We start from the raw sequence: 15,348 nt of genomic DNA, 5'->3' as shown, positions 1-15,348 counted from the left end.
ATACGTCCAATTACCAAACCAACTTGGAAAAATCCGCAAATCCTTTCAAGTCACGATCAATAGCCGCGAGCAAGGCAAGTCGATTCGCCCGAACAGCTTCATCTTCAGCCATAACCATAACCGAATCGAAGAATGAGGTAATACCATCCTTCCAGGCAGATGCAATAGCCAGTGCTTCAGCAGCATGATGCTGAGTCAACGCCTGACGATATTCTGCATTCGTTTTGCTCCATGCCTCATGTAGCTGACGTTCTCCATCTTCTGTGAACAGTTCTGGATGTACGGAAGCATTGGATGCTTTGGCAGCCAGATTACCCACACGGTTGAACGATTCAACCGTTGTTTTAAATGCGTCTCCTGTCAGAACAGCCGCCATCAATGCTTCACCTTTTGGAACCACAGCGCTGATATCATCGAATCCGGAAGAAATTACGGCATCCACTACGTCGTAGCGAACTGTTTCGGACAACAATTTTTTCACACGAAGACCGAAGAAGTCTTGCAGATCTTTACGAACCTCTTCATCTGCACGTTTCAACAGGTTCATCTGTGCATGCACTTGAAGTGCTACTCCGAACACGTCTGACAATGTCAGCGGAAGCTTGTGATCCAGCAAAATCTGTACAATACCTGCAGCCTGACGGCGCAGCGCATACGGATCCTGAGACCCCGTTGGAATAATGTTGATGGAGAAACAACCCACGATTGTATCCATTTTGTCCGCAGCACTCACAATGGCACCAACAAGAGAAGCAGGGGATTGATCTCCAGCGAAACGTGGCTGATAGTGTTCGAATACCGCTTTGGCCACTTCTTCTTTTTCGCCAGCTTTACGAGCGTAATCCTCACCCATCACACCTTGCAGTTCCGGGAATTCTCCCACCATCAGTGTCACCAGATCGAATTTGCAGATATCTGCTGAGCGGCTAACGGATTCAGCAACATCACCGGACACTTGCAGTTTGGCAGCAAGTCCATCGGCAATCTTGCGAATACGGCGTACTTTATCTCCAACCGTTCCCAGCTCTTCCTGGAAGACGATACTTTCCAGCTTCGACAATGCATCCTTAATCTGTAGCTTCTGGTCTTCCTCATAGAAGAACTTGGCATCAGACAGACGTGCACGCAGAACTTTTTCATTCCCTTTGGCAATAACGTCCAGTGAATCACTTCCACCGTTACGTACCGTCACGAAGAATGGCAACAATTGTCCTTCATTGTCCAATACAGGGAAATAACGCTGATGCTCACGCATGGAAGTAATCAATACTTCTTGTGGAATATTCAAAAATGAGGAATCAAATGTCCCGAACAATACGGTAGGTGTTTCCACCAGAAACAGGACTTCCTCCAGCAAGTCTTCCTTAATCGCGATATCCCATTTTTTCTCAGCAGCCAGTGTCTGAATCTGGGATACAATCATCTGTTCACGTTCCTGGATATCAGCAATGACATGTTCTGCACGCAACACTTCCACGTATGAAGACGGATTGGAGATCACAGCCTCCTTACCGAGGAAACGATGTCCGCGAGTTACATTACCCGACTTAACACCTGTCACTTCCAGATCGATAACATCACTGCCGAGCATAGCCACAATCCAGCGGATTGGACGTACAAATTTGAAATCATAGGAAGCCCAACGCATGAATTTCGGGAATGTCATGGCATGTAATACAGAAAGTAATCCTTCGCCAACCACAGAAGCCGTTTCCACACCTTTGCTGCTCTTTGTTGCATAGATATATTCGACACCGTTCAGTTCCTTGAACGTGAATTGGTCGGGTTCAACGCCTTGACTGCGGGCGAATCCGAGTGCAGCCTTGCTCCAATTGCCACTGTCGTCCAGGGCAATTTTGCGTGAAGGACCCTTCACTTCTTCCTCAATATCTTCCTGCTTTTCAGCCACATTTTGAATCAAAACAGCCAGTCGGCGCGGTGTAGCATATGCATTCACTTCACCATAAGAAATGCGGGATGCGTCAAGCCATTTCACGACACGTTCTTGCAGCTGTGCGATTGCTGCGCGCATGAAGCGTGCAGGTACCTCTTCCAGACCGATTTCAAACAACAGATCCTTAGACATGCTCGGTTCCCCCTTTCTTGATCAGCGGGAAGCCTAGCTTCTCACGCTCTTCCATATATGTTGCAGCAACTTGACGAGCCAGATTACGAACACGTGTGATATAACCCGTACGTTCCGTTACACTGATGGCCCCACGTGCATCCAACAGGTTGAACGTGTGGGAACATTTCAGCACATAGTCATATGCCGGGAATACCAGATGCTGCGCCATGGCCTTGTTTGCTTCTTCTTCATGCATGTTGAAGAGTGTAAACAGCATTTTGACATCAGATACTTCAAACGTATATTTGGAGTGTTCGAATTCTGGCTGACGGAATACATCACCATAAGTGATACCTTCCACCCATTCCAGATCAAACACATTCTCTTTATCTTGAATGTAAGAAGCCAAACGCTCCATACCATACGTAATTTCAACAGCTACCGGATTTGTCTCGATTCCACCAACCTGCTGGAAATACGTAAATTGTGTAATTTCCATTCCGTCCAACCATACTTCCCAACCAAGACCTGCACAACCAAGGGAAGGATTCTCCCAGTTATCTTCAACAAACCGAATATCATGTTTGAGCGGATCAATGCCCAGACGTTTCAGACTTTCCAGATAAATTTCCTGAATATTGTCCGGTGAAGGCTTGATGATTACTTGGAACTGATGATGCTGGTACAGCCGGTTAGGGTTCTCACCATAACGTCCGTCCGAAGGACGACGGGAAGGCTCCACATAGGCCACTTTCCAAGGTTCGGGTCCAAGCGAACGCAAAAAGGTCATCGGGTTCATCGTACCTGCCCCTTTTTCCGTATCGTATGGCTGGACAATAATACAGTTATGCTCGGCCCAGAATTGCTGCAGCGTTAGAATCATCTGCTGAAAATTCATAATCATGCTCCTTTTCAATGGTTTGTTAGCAAGCTTAGGACGGTGAAGACAACAATAAATAGCCCCCGTCCTACGCCTGTTGTACAGACGTAGGGACGAGAGCTATTCCCGCGGTTCCACCCTACTTGGCTTAGATCAAACAGGATGATCCTGTTCGTTCCAGCCCACTTTTCCGTGTCCATTCATGCTCCCGAGTGCCGTTTCAAAGACCGATTCAGCCAGGCTCCCACCATCCCCGGCTCGCTCATTCATGATTCTCAAGTATGTACAACGACTTGTCTCCATAAATGCAATAAATCCAGTCTTTTACTTTCTCGTTCAATGCATGTCTCATAAAGAGAAATTATATTTCATAATATATAAAATCTAGTATGAAGTCAAGATATAGTTTCACTTCCACCAAAACGCCTCAAATCCCGTACTTCTCCATCTGATCGAGGAAAGAACGGGATTTAAGATTCAGACCAAGCTGATGATCCATAAAGGCACGCATCAACTTTTTGATCTCATTACGGGTAGACTCACTCACTGATATATTCCCCAAGCGCTGCAGATCCAACTGTGCGAACAAGCGCAACAACTTCAGAGCCTTTGGACTTACTGACATCGCTGGAGGATCGAAATGTTTGCATGCTCGACACAAGACTCCACCAAGTCTGGGGCTTATAAACAACTGCTCATCTGGTCGCTCCTGGTTACAGGAGATGCATTCATCGAACTGCGGACCATATCCGGATGCCTGTAATATTTTCATTTCGTACAGACTTGTAATAACAACCGGATCTTTCTCTTCCTTCAACGCCTGCAAACACGCCTTTAACTGTTTGAACCAAAATGTACCTGTCTCTTCATCCTGAAGCACCCGATCCAATAGTTCACACGCATAAGAAGCATAAGAGGCCTTGACCAGATCTTCACGCAACTCATGATAGGATTCAACAATTTCTCCAGCGTTCAGTGTGCCTAGACCTGTATTGCGAAAATATACATATTGACCATACGTAAACGGCTGCACCAGTGCAGCATGTCGGCTCTTGGGCTTTTTGGCACCGCGGACGAGTACCCCTACTTTCCCGCCGCTTTCGGTGCAAAGCGTAATGATTTTGTTCCCTTCGCCGTAGTCCATGCTGCGGATGACAATCCCTTCCACCCTGTATAGCATGCCTCGTCACCTAACCATTCCCGAATCAGCCAATTATCCTTCGGCTTCTTCATCTTCAATCACTTCCCTTGCATTATCCGACTCCTGTCCTAACGAGTTACAAGCCTCGGTATATAACAAATAGGACTCTACATCCCCCGTCATCGCAAAAACCTTCCACGAAAAATCTCGCATCGGAATTTCATCCTCTCTTCGGAAATGACGTCTGCATCTACCAAATAGGATGGAGTCTTGCAAGGTAAACTATGTGTTGCAATTACTGGATACAATTCCGACGATTAGTCGCGGCCAAAGCCAAGGTCACGCAGAACTCTATCCTGATTTCTCCAGTCTTTTTTCACTTTAACCCACAGGTCCATGAAAATTTTGGAGCCAAGCAAATTCTGAATGTCATGTCGAGCTCTTTTACCCACTTCTTTCAGAAGGGCACCTTGCTTGCCGATAATGATGCCTTTTTGTGAATCCCGTTCCACAAAAATGACGGCTGAGATATAAACGACACCATTATCCTGCACTTTCATATCTTCGATCGTTACAGCAATGGAGTGAGGCACTTCTTCACGAGTCATTTGCAGAATTTTCTCACGAATCAACTCGGCACATACAAACTGCTCCGGATGGTCAGTAACTTGGTCATCAGGATAGTACTGTGGACCTTCTGGCAAATACTTGCCGAGCTGTTCCAGCAACGTGCTGACATTGCTGCCAAGCATGGCAGAGACAGGAACGATTTCAGCGAAATCGTGAAGCTTGCGATACGTCTCAATGAGTGGCAGCAGTGCTTCCGGCTCAATTTTGTCTATTTTATTCATGACAAGAATGACAGGCGTACGGATATTTTTCAACTGTTCCGCAATATAACGGTCACCGCCACCCAAGCCTTCCGAAGCGTCAATCAGGAACAGTGCTGCTTCTACTTCTCCAAGTGTATTCAGAGCAGTCTGATTCATGTAATCGCCAAGTTTGGATTGACGTTTGTGAATACCCGGTGTGTCCAGGAATACGATTTGCTGATGTTCGGATGTATACACACCATGAATTTTATTACGAGTGGTTTGTGGCTTGTCCGACATAATCGCAATTTTCTGTCCGATAACTTGGTTCATCAGTGTGGATTTACCTACGTTTGGACGTCCAATAATGGCTACAAAACCGGATTTAAATGCTTGTTTTTTCATATGTTCCTCCTCAGGCGCCTAGGCCTGGAATATTGGTTTATTTTTTGGCAGAATTCAGATCAGAAGGCCCAAAAGCCCAAGGTAACAGTTCAGCAACGGTGGTCTCTTGCAGATCACCTTTCAAGTTCCCCAAGATGACTTTCATATCGGGTTCACACAGTTCGTACATCACCTGACGACATACGCCACATGGAGCAATCGGACCATCCGTGTCGCCCACAATGGCGATCGCTTTGAAGCTGCGAGGCTTCTGCCCACCTGCAATGGCACTGAACATCGCTGTACGCTCAGCACAGTTACCTGGTGTATACGCAGCATTCTCAATATTACAACCATGATGCACATGACCTTCACTGTCAAGCAAAGCCGCGCCTACACCAAAATGGGAGTACGGCGTATACGCCTTCGTACGTGCCTTAATTGCTTCTTGCATTAACAAACCGTTATCCATCATTATTCTCTCCCTTAGGGTGCAATATAAAGTTACTACCTACGAATTAAGTTCAACCAAAGCCAAATTTACACTAGTCACTCCGAGTCCAGAATAACCCTTCGATCGCTGTTATCCCCAGATTTTTTGATTCACTTTTCAATGTGAAAATCCGGGGATAAAGGCGAACGCTACGCTTCTACAAGTTATTTCTGGCCTCTACGTTATCGTGTAAATCAGAAGTTCAACTTAAAAAAGATCCAACTTTACAATTAGTGTGTAGTATTAAAATCAAATCAAAACAAATCAAAGTTACTACAAAATCAGTACAAACCTAGCCAGCTCATCACCGGCTTAATGAAAACGATACAACCGATGATGACGGCGAATACCGCAGCCAGCAGAACTGCCCCGGCCGCGGTATCCTTTGCCGCTTTTGCCAGCGGATGGATATGGGGGTGTGCCAAGTCAACCGCTGCCTCTACAGCCGTGTTCATCAATTCAGTCACCAGGACCAAAAAGACAGCGGTCAGCACAAACATCCAATCCGTTCTTGAGATTCTGAAAAAAAAGCCGGCTACACACATCAAAATAGCCACTCCCGTGTGAACTCTCACATTACGCTGAGTCCGCAACCCATATGCGATTCCTTCCGCAGCATTGCGGAATACCAGACCCCAGGAGCGTCTTTTCATTATCGTGTCAACCCGGCCTGGGCCAATACCGCTTCTTGTTTGCCCATCATTTCAGCCTCACTGGCTTCATCCTGATGGTCGTATCCGAGCAGGTGCAAGAAACCATGGACAAACAGAAAACCAAGCTCACGTTCAAATGAGTGTCCATACTCTTCACTTTGCAGGATGGTCCGTGGTACGGAAATGATGATGTCTCCAAGAACATCCGGCATTTCTTCCATTTCTTCATCTTCGTCCAGCTCATAGATAATATCGAGTTCTTCATCCACCGTTTCGTTCATCGCAAAAGATAATACATCCGTTGGACGGTCAATACCGCGATAATCACGGTTCAACTCATGGATCTGCTCATCGTTTACAAAAGTCAGAGCCACTTCCCCGTCTGCAACACCTTCCGCTTCTCCCGCGAGATTCAGCAACTGTTCCAGCATTGCAATCATCGGTTCTGTAATTTCTTTATCCTGTTGTTCATTATTCCATGCCAGATTAAGACTCATTCCTTCATAACTCCTGTCTACTAATATTAGAGGTTGTTCAAAAAGCCCGCTTTTGATTACAAATGATGCCTAAGGGCATCATCAACATCGAATATGGAATTCAGCCGAAATGTCCGTTGCTCACGTAGTTTTCCCTACGCTCCGCTACTCCATTTCTAACTTCATCCCATCTTCTCGGTACTGAAAACCAACCTTTTTGAACACGAACTATTATTAAATTAGCCCGCTTCGGGTGAAGTCGGCTTTGGTTTCTTAATTTCCTCCGGATATTCGATCCTGGAGTGGAAGATACCCATCACCGTTTCCTTCAATGTTCTGGCGACGATATCCAGTTCACGCATCGTAAGGTCACAATCATTGAATTGATGATCGTCCAATCGTCCTTTAATAATCTTCTCAATCATGGACTCCACTTGCTCCACTGTCGGTTTGCGCAAAGATCTCACAGCAGCCTCCACACTATCAGCAATGCCGACAATAGCCGATTCCTTGGACTGAGCCTTTGGCCCAGGGTAACGGAAATCTTCTTCCGTGAAATCAGGCTCAACACCTGCTTCTTCCGCCTGGCGCAGTGCTTTGTGATAGAAATAGTGGAGAAATGTCGTGCCGTGATGCTGTTCCGCAATATCCCGAATAGGTCTGGGCAGCTTGTAATCCTTCTGCATTTCCACCCCATCGCGCGCATGGGCAACGATAATGGATTTGCTCAGTTTCGGATCAATTGAATCATGTGGATTCTCCATATTGTTCTGATTTTCAATAAAATAGATGGGGCGCTTCGTCTTGCCAATATCATGATAATACGAACCGACTCGGCAGAGCAATCCGTTAGCTCCTATGGCTTCTGCTGCTGCTTCGGACAGATTCCCTACCATAACGCTGTGATGATAGGTACCCGGTGTCTCCGTCAGCAACTTGCGAAGAAGCGGATGGTTCGGATTAGATAGTTCTACCAGTTTGAGCGCTGATAAAATGCCAAATGAAGTTTCGAAAAATGGCATCAGCCCAATGACCAGTATGGCAGTCAGCACGCCACCTGCAAATGCAAACCCAACACCATACAGTGTCGTGGTTCGGTTCCAATCGCCCGAGTCAATCAAAGCCAAGGTGAAGACGGCTATCGACCCGAACAGGCAGACCATGATGGCCCCTTTCAGGATCGTTGATCGCTGGCTAGCCTTATGAGTTGCGAAGATCGCAACAAATGAAACCAATACAGCGAAGAAACCTAGTTCGAAGTCAAAAAGTTGACCCTGATGCGTATTCAAAATAATGCTGGACAACATACCGATCAAAATCGAACATACAAAGGCAAGCGACGTATCCAGCAACAGCGCAATTAACATCGCCCCTACCGCAACAGGTGCAAGGAAGCCCACATAAGACCGCTCATTGGTTTGGATAATCGCTGTCACATGCATAACTACAATCGTTATAATAAAGATGAGAACAAGCATCAATAGCTGGGCATTATTATACTTAAAATGTGTTCCGCTGCCTTGCTGAATATACATCAGAATGGCTGCTGACAACAGGCAGGAAAACATAAGAAGTCCAAGCTGCGGCCAGTAGTTCACTTCATTTTTCAGCAAATCATTCTCATCCAGCAAAGTATACATCTCCGGGGTGATCATCTCACCCTTGGCAACTAATGTGTCCCCTTGCTTGATAAAGACAGTTTGCGTGTTCTCTCGCGCCTGAACTTTCGCTTCCTTGGTTCCCTCTTCGTCGTAGAAGCGATTAGCGGTCACCACGAGGCGAGCAAGCTCTTGCACGACCTCACGTTGCGTACGCTTACCAAGAGAGCTGACACTCACCATCTCGGCTACTTTGGCACGTGCAGTGGTTGCATCGCTGATCTGATCCGTCATTAACCGGGCAACAATATCCCTCGCAACCGGTTTCATCTCCTGGATATCATCCGATGTCAGACGTGAGATTTTGATGTAAGTTTCTTCGGGAATACGGTAGCTTTGCTCCTGTACCACATTTCTGATCTCTTCCAAAAGAGTCTCGGAGTATGTACCGGCTTTCCGATTATTATTGATATAGTTGGTCACAAAATCCTTCTGGCGCTGCGGAATTTCATCCCGATAAATATCAATCTTGTCCTGACTTGAAATCTGATCATCCTGATTTAATCGATCTACACGATCAAGCAAGGTAGTCATCAAATTTTCGTTTCGTAACTGGACAATCTGAAATATGGGCTGTACCCGTTCAGCAGCTTCTTCCTGTGCTTTGAGTGTGGCCTTGTTATTCGGAATCTGCATGGGCGCAGCAATATCCACTTCACTCCGTGTCCCTTCCTGAATATCATAGCGCTCAGGGAGCAACTTGGAAGCCAGACTCACGTAGAAAAGAATCACCAGAAACAAAAACAGAAGATAGCGTGCCCACACGCTATACTTCCATCCTGTAGCCTTATTCTGAAAAGATTTGCCTTTTGACGGTTCCTTCGAGGTCACTTTAGACAATCCCTTTCTATGCTTGATTTTCTGCGGCGTGGTTGTAAGCCACGATAATTTTCTGGACAAGGGAATGCCGTACAACATCTTGCTCGGCAAAATAGACAAATCCAATCTCGTTAACTTCGTTCAAGATCGTATTCGCTTCCACAAGCCCGGATTTCTTACCACGCGGTAAATCAATCTGTGTCACGTCTCCGGTGATGACCATTTTGGAGCCAAAACCAAGACGGGTTAGAAACATCTTCATCTGTTCCGGCGTTGTGTTCTGCGCTTCATCCAGAATGATGAAGGAGTCATCCAGCGTACGCCCCCGCATGTAGGCGAGTGGCGCGATTTCGATTAACCCTCGCTCCAGTGCCTTCGCGGTCTGTTCCTGTCCCATAACGTCATATAGGGCATCGTACAGTGGTCTCAGATAAGGGTCTACCTTTTCCTGAAGATCACCTGGCAAAAATCCAAGACTCTCTCCCGCTTCAACAGCAGGCCGTGTGAGTACAATGCGTTTGACGCTACCTTCTTTAATTGCGGCAACAGCCAGTACAACAGCAAGGTAGGTTTTACCCGTACCGGCAGGACCAATGCCAAATACAATATCACGTTTTTTAATTGTAGTTACATAGTGCTTCTGTCCAATGGTTTTAACACGGATTGGTTTACCTCGATATGTCGTTGTAATCTCGCCCTTGAACAGATCCAATAGCTGGTCTGCCCGCATATCCTTGGCAAGTTCAATTGCATACTTCACATCTCTCTCGGTTAACACATATCCATTGCGTATCAATTGCAATAACACATCAAATAATTGTTCAAGCGATTCCACCTGCTGTGCGTTGCCAAAAATCACAATCTCCGCTTCACGGGATGCAATCTGGGCGGGAATCTCGGATTCAATCAGTTTAAGAAAAGTATCTTGGGGTCCAAAAAGAGATTGGCCCTCTCCCGCACTCTGGAGGGAGATTTGTATGCTGCGTGTTTGCTCTGACAAATATCCTCATTCTCCTTGACTATGGACTAGCGGAAGTTCTTCCGCAATGCTTTCTTCTACTTCAAATAAGACTTTCATATAAACTTTACCATTCTCTTTCTTCTCATGCAAAATTTTTTCACTTATAATTTTTGTTCCTTTGCCGTTTTTGGCGATAATATCGTTCCTTGCTCCTTCCAATCCTTTTGTTCTGGCCCATTCTATCGTCTGTTGTTGCTCATGCTCTTGGGTCTCCAGATCTTTCTCTGTCAGCCAACCCATGGGAAGTGTAAAGGATCGCCACGTCAATGGTTTATGATTACTCTCGGTATCAAATGAACTGAAAGGTGTACTTCCGTACCCCCACAGTTGGATCGCCCAATTCCCCAGCACCATGTAAAAACGTTCTTTGCTCTCACCTGTCATTGTATTATGTTTTTGCACCAGCGGAACCTCTACCTGATACTCACGCCATACCAGACCACGAACTTCGCCTTTGGCAACGATGGTTTTGGTGTTCTCCTCATCCCCGAGAATCCCCGAGATCAATACCTGACCCTTTTTGACACGCATGTCCTTCTGAACAACAGGGCGTCCCTGCTCCGCATAGATTTGAGTGACAACAGCATCTGACTTACTGATCAGATGTCTGGGATTCAGCAATGGTTCGCGCTTTGGTTGCGCCGATTCTACGACCTGAATGGTAATGGTTGTCCCCTCTTTGCTCACGCCAATCCAGGTTACATCCGGCAGAGCGAGTGCAAGCTGCCTGGAGAGCTTGTCTTGGCTTTGCAGACGGAACCCCCATTGCAAAGGATATATGCCCTCTTTCTTCGCTGCTGCAAGCACCTCGTCGGTGGGAATGGTGACGTTACCCTTAACCTCCACACTCCATACCATGGACGACAACGCAAACAAAGCTGCCACAAAAAACAGCATCCCCCCAAGAAAGAACTTCCTCCGCAATAATCGGGCCGCAAAAAAGGGGAAACCGCTGCGATGGGTTACTTTCACCCTGCAGCCTGTCCGTTTCAATACAGGACGCAACCTGAAAAAATGCGGCAGCAGAATATTCATCTCTGCCACGCGTCCATCGTGAGCACGCAGGTCCCAAACTTCCAGTCCCTGCTCTGCCACCGTGTTGATTAATGTTTCAATGTCTCCCCCAGTGACCCTGATTCGGACTGCTCCCCGCAGTTTGTACAGACTGGGCTGCTTCATCCGTTCCCCTCCACTCCATTCATATGAATATCCAGAATTGTTCCTTCAACAGCTACTTCATCCGGCAAAATGTTACGTATCACCAAGGCAGTTCCTTTGATCTCCAACTGGCCTTGGGAAAGAGCCAACACGATACGATCCGGTGTAAAATGGATGACACCGCGATGATTCTCTATATACAGTTGCTTACTGCCGATCAGGGTTAACCGTGGCATATCATAAAGCACATCCTGCGGCAGATCCAACACTTCACTGGTCCATCTGCGCAGCTTGCGGCTGATCCGGGTCATTCGAAGGTCTTCCCCCTTCCTCTACAGTTCAACTTATGCGCAGATTCATGAATTTATGAAAATTCCGGGGCGTGTTAGGGACGAATGTTGAGAAAAAAGGATAGAACACAGAAAAAGCCGTCTCCGGCGGCTTTATGCTCACCAGAGACGGCTTTATTTCCGTCCAATAAATTGACTTGTTTACAGTTTTCCTCTTGTACCAAACGGTTGCTTGGAACGAGGGGAACCCAGTACTTCTGCCCACAGGACACCTGTACGAATATCAGCAGGACGAAGTGGAGACGCTCCCGATTCATCGGTGCTGGTCTCATCCCAACTGGAATCAGACACAACTGGCCGATTCGCAGAAGAGATGCGATTCAAGCGTTCTTCAATCAAGCGCTGCTGTTCTTCCATGCCTCTCATCTGTTCCTCAAGTGAATTTGCCATCGCACTCATCGTGCCCTCACTTCTGTAGTCAGTTGCGGGGCGAGAAGATGCAGCAGGCTCCGAATACGGCTCATCATACTGATTCTCATATTGCACGTCATCATACCGATCGTCATACTGTTCATCATAGCGGGGGTCTGTAGGTCCGGAAGACTGCTGCGGAGATGAATTGTCTCTTGAACGTTCATCCCGGCCTGAATCACCACTGCCTCCAAATGTAGGCATCCCGTTGGCAGGACGCTTTTTGTTCGGATCAGCCGATTTGGCAGCTTTCCCCAAGAAGGAGAAGAGTGCAAAACCGATGACGGCCACAATATACAGATTATCAAAAATCCATTCAAATAGGCCCATATGCACTCACCGCCTATCTTCCGTTTTTGGAATCACCCTGATCGTTGGAATTCGAACCTTCACCAGGTTTTCCCAATGTGTTACGCATTTGAGTATCCGCTTCAATGTTCTTCAGGTTCATATAATCCATCACACCGATTTTACCGTTACGAAGTGCCTCAGCCATGGCGAGAGGTACTTGGGATTCGGATTCAACAACGCGTGCTCTCATTTCCACTACGCGTGCTTTCATCTCTTGCTCTTGGGCTACGGCCATTGCACGACGCTCTTCCGCTTTTGCCTGAGCGATACGTTTGTCAGCTTCTGCTTGCTCTGTTTGCAAGAAGGCACCAATGTTTTTACCTACATCAACGTCCGCAATATCAATGGACAGGATTTCAAATGCAGTACCTGCATCCAGACCTTTGGACAATACGGTACGGGAGATCAGATCCGGATTTTCCAAGACGTCTTTGTGAGAATTGGAGGAACCGTTCGTACTTACGATACCTTCACCAACACGGGCGATGATCGTTTCTTCACCAGCACCACCGACGAGACGGTCAATATTGGCACGAACCGTAACCCGCGCTCTAACTTTAACTTCAATACCATCTTTGGCAACCGCAGACACAATTGGTGTTTCAATAACACGTGGGTTAACGCTCATCTGTACGGCTTGTAATACGTCACGACCTGCGAGGTCAATCGCAGCAGCACGTTCAAATTCGAGTGGAATGTTGGCACGTTGTGCAGCAATCAGAGCGTTTACAACACGGTCAACGTTACCACCGGCCAAGAAGTGACTTTCCAGTTGGTTCATTGAGAGTTTAAGACCGGCTTTAGTTGCTTTAATCATTGGATTAACGATACGGCTAGGCGTTACACGTCTCAGTCTCATCGCTACCAGTGTAATAATACTTACACGTACGCCGGATGCAATCGCTGAAACCCAGAGCATAACCGGGAAAAAGCTGAAGAATACGCTCAATACGATAATACCTACTACCGCAATGAGCAAAATCGTAATCATTGATGTGTCCATTGTTTAAATTCCTCCATTTGCAATTTGAATTTGATAAAAATATTTGAGAAGACATTCTTGAGTCCGCTGCTAAATGAAAGAATGCACCACCTCGCTGGCAGTTTCAGCTAATGGTTATGTACATTGCCGAAGCGTTAACCCGCTTCGACAACAGAGCGAGTTACACCGGCAAAGCTTGCTGAACCACAATCCGGGTACCTTCCGCTTTAATCACAATAATCGGAGTATCGATGGGAATAAAATCTCCGTCGGTAACAACGTCAATTCGTTCCCCTTCAAACATCGCTGTTCCAGAAGGACGAAGCGGTGTCAGACTGATTCCTTGCAGACCAACCAGCTCTTTGCGTTCTGTGGCTGATGAATAACCACGATCCGCAGACATGCTGTCACTCAGTATGAACCGATTCCAAATTCCTCGATCCTTAAAGATAATTGAGATGATCGCAATGACTACCAGTGCTGCTCCAAAAGCGATACCCAGAGATACAAATGCATCACTCGTATCATAAGCAGCCCTTACAACACCGGCCACAAGCGCAATTGATCCCAAAATCCCCAGAATACCAAAGCTCGGAATAAACATCTCCAGAATCATCATGATGAGTCCGACGGTGAATAGCACCCATGTCTCTGCTCCGGCAAATCCCGCAATGTAGTTACCCGAGAAATACAATACGAAACACACGATACCTACAATACCTGGAACTCCAAAACCAGGAACAATCAATTCAATGATCACACCCGCGATTCCGAGGAACAATAACACAGTCATAACAACCGGATTGGTAAGAAAAGAGGAAATATTCTCCGCTGTCGTTCGTTCTACCTTAAAAACGTCATCCTGACTGTAACCTGCCCAAGCTGCCGCTTCTTCCGGTGTGTTGCTGATGTGGTCGGCATAACCAACTTTCAGCGCTTCTTCAGCCGAGAGAGCAATAATTTCACCTTTTTGCTTGGTTTTATTGATCTCTGGCATTTCAACAACGATGTTAACATCCGTCATTCCAGCTGCAATCTTGCCATCACGACCACTGATTTCAGCCGCTCCCTGCATTTTGCTTTTCCAGAATGCAACGAGTTTTGGATCATCAACATGTTTACCCGTACTGTCCACCATTGCTGCCGCACCAATCATACTGCCTGGTGACATTACGATCTTATCTGCATTCAGAGCCAGAAAACTCCCGGCTGAAGCAGCATCTCCACGAACAAATGCAACAGTCTCGATCGGACTGTCCTTGATCAGGGTACCCAATGCTTCTGCAGTGTCGACACGGCCTCCCGGCGTATTGATATCAAGAACGATCAGGCCAGCATTCATCTCTTCTGCTTGCTTGAACCCGCGTTCCATGAACTTGCCAAGTCCCTGCTCGATTGGTTTATCAACCGGAATAATATATACGGCACCACTCTTCTCAGCTGCATGCGCTGACGGTGATCCAATCCAAACAGGAAGCAACAGCGTCAGCAGCATTAAGAGCATCAATGGCCCCGTAAGCTTCTTCCGGCGCTTTCCCTTCACAATAGTCCCCCCTTTTCCATTAATGTTATACTGTCCAGCTTATGGTATTTATTACGTGCAATGCAACATTTCGTTTCAAAATCTTAAAATTATATTTGAAAACTCGATCAATTGCAAGAATAAAAATCCATAATAATATATATTAACC

The 15,348-nt window shown here is 46.5% G+C and carries 16 protein-coding genes; all 16 read right to left on the bottom strand.

Features of this window, described 5'->3' with window-relative positions; translation table 11 throughout:
- Positions 1 to 10: 10 nt before the first annotated feature.
- The gene (glyS, locus tag QF041_RS29815; RefSeq protein WP_307416713.1) at positions 11 to 2,086 is read right to left on the bottom strand and encodes a glycine--tRNA ligase subunit beta; all 2,076 of its coding nucleotides are present in this window, start codon (positions 2,084 to 2,086) and stop codon (positions 11 to 13) included.
- On the bottom strand, positions 2,079 to 2,966 hold the full coding sequence (gene glyQ / locus QF041_RS29810; RefSeq protein WP_062835493.1) for a glycine--tRNA ligase subunit alpha: 888 nt from the start codon (positions 2,964 to 2,966) through the stop codon (positions 2,079 to 2,081). Before glyQ ends, glyS begins: the two co-directional genes overlap by 8 nt.
- 135 nt (positions 2,967 to 3,101) lie before the next feature.
- Entirely contained in the window at positions 3,102 to 3,251 is a 150-nt protein-coding gene (locus QF041_RS29805) for a hypothetical protein (RefSeq protein WP_307416712.1), read from the bottom strand.
- Between the two features lie 124 nt (positions 3,252 to 3,375).
- Complete coding sequence (gene recO, locus QF041_RS29800; RefSeq protein ID WP_307416711.1) at positions 3,376 to 4,128, bottom strand: DNA repair protein RecO; 753 nt, start codon at positions 4,126 to 4,128, stop codon at positions 3,376 to 3,378.
- Between the two features lie 33 nt (positions 4,129 to 4,161).
- Positions 4,162 to 4,302: a YqzL family protein gene (locus QF041_RS29795; RefSeq protein ID WP_074095877.1), complete on the bottom strand. Its 141-nt coding sequence runs from the start codon at positions 4,300 to 4,302 to the stop codon at positions 4,162 to 4,164.
- Between the two features lie 104 nt (positions 4,303 to 4,406).
- Positions 4,407 to 5,306, bottom strand: a complete 900-nt coding sequence (era, locus tag QF041_RS29790) for a GTPase Era (protein ID WP_047843779.1) — start codon at positions 5,304 to 5,306, stop codon at positions 4,407 to 4,409.
- 37 nt (positions 5,307 to 5,343) lie between these two features.
- Positions 5,344 to 5,757 (bottom strand): cytidine deaminase, encoded by a 414-nt coding sequence (locus QF041_RS29785; protein ID WP_017687247.1) that lies wholly within the window; start codon positions 5,755 to 5,757, stop codon positions 5,344 to 5,346.
- Positions 5,758 to 6,059: 302 nt separating this feature from the next.
- Positions 6,060 to 6,431, bottom strand: coding sequence for a diacylglycerol kinase family protein (locus tag QF041_RS29780; RefSeq protein WP_017687246.1), 372 nt, complete (start codon positions 6,429 to 6,431; stop codon positions 6,060 to 6,062).
- Complete coding sequence (ybeY, locus tag QF041_RS29775; protein WP_036674804.1) at positions 6,431 to 6,928, bottom strand: rRNA maturation RNase YbeY; 498 nt, start codon at positions 6,926 to 6,928, stop codon at positions 6,431 to 6,433. The genes QF041_RS29780 and ybeY overlap by 1 nt, the downstream gene beginning before the upstream one ends.
- A 218-nt stretch (positions 6,929 to 7,146) precedes the next feature.
- Complete coding sequence (locus QF041_RS29770) at positions 7,147 to 9,396, bottom strand: HD family phosphohydrolase (protein WP_036674803.1); 2,250 nt, start codon at positions 9,394 to 9,396, stop codon at positions 7,147 to 7,149.
- A gap of 16 nt (positions 9,397 to 9,412) precedes the next feature.
- Complete coding sequence (locus QF041_RS29765; protein WP_017687243.1) at positions 9,413 to 10,384, bottom strand: PhoH family protein; 972 nt, start codon at positions 10,382 to 10,384, stop codon at positions 9,413 to 9,415.
- A 6-nt stretch (positions 10,385 to 10,390) separates the two neighbouring features.
- The gene (gene yqfD / locus QF041_RS29760; RefSeq protein ID WP_307416709.1) at positions 10,391 to 11,584 is read right to left on the bottom strand and encodes a sporulation protein YqfD; all 1,194 of its coding nucleotides are present in this window, start codon (positions 11,582 to 11,584) and stop codon (positions 10,391 to 10,393) included.
- The gene (yqfC, locus tag QF041_RS29755) at positions 11,581 to 11,874 is read right to left on the bottom strand and encodes a sporulation protein YqfC (RefSeq protein WP_017687241.1); all 294 of its coding nucleotides are present in this window, start codon (positions 11,872 to 11,874) and stop codon (positions 11,581 to 11,583) included. The genes yqfD and yqfC overlap by 4 nt, the downstream gene beginning before the upstream one ends.
- Positions 11,875 to 12,054: 180 nt before the next feature.
- On the bottom strand, positions 12,055 to 12,654 hold the full coding sequence (locus QF041_RS29750) for a hypothetical protein (protein WP_047843783.1): 600 nt from the start codon (positions 12,652 to 12,654) through the stop codon (positions 12,055 to 12,057).
- Positions 12,655 to 12,667: 13 nt separating this feature from the next.
- Complete coding sequence (gene floA, locus QF041_RS29745; RefSeq protein ID WP_036615045.1) at positions 12,668 to 13,678, bottom strand: flotillin-like protein FloA; 1,011 nt, start codon at positions 13,676 to 13,678, stop codon at positions 12,668 to 12,670.
- Between the two features lie 160 nt (positions 13,679 to 13,838).
- Positions 13,839 to 15,161, bottom strand: a complete 1,323-nt coding sequence (locus QF041_RS29740) for an NfeD family protein (protein ID WP_051447387.1) — start codon at positions 15,159 to 15,161, stop codon at positions 13,839 to 13,841.
- Positions 15,162 to 15,348 lie beyond the last annotated feature (187 nt).

The organism is Paenibacillus sp. W2I17, from assembly GCF_030815985.1.
Classification (GTDB): domain Bacteria; phylum Bacillota; class Bacilli; order Paenibacillales; family Paenibacillaceae; genus Paenibacillus.
Note: the sequence above shows the minus strand (reverse complement) of the source record. Positions and strands in the feature narration are given on the sequence as shown.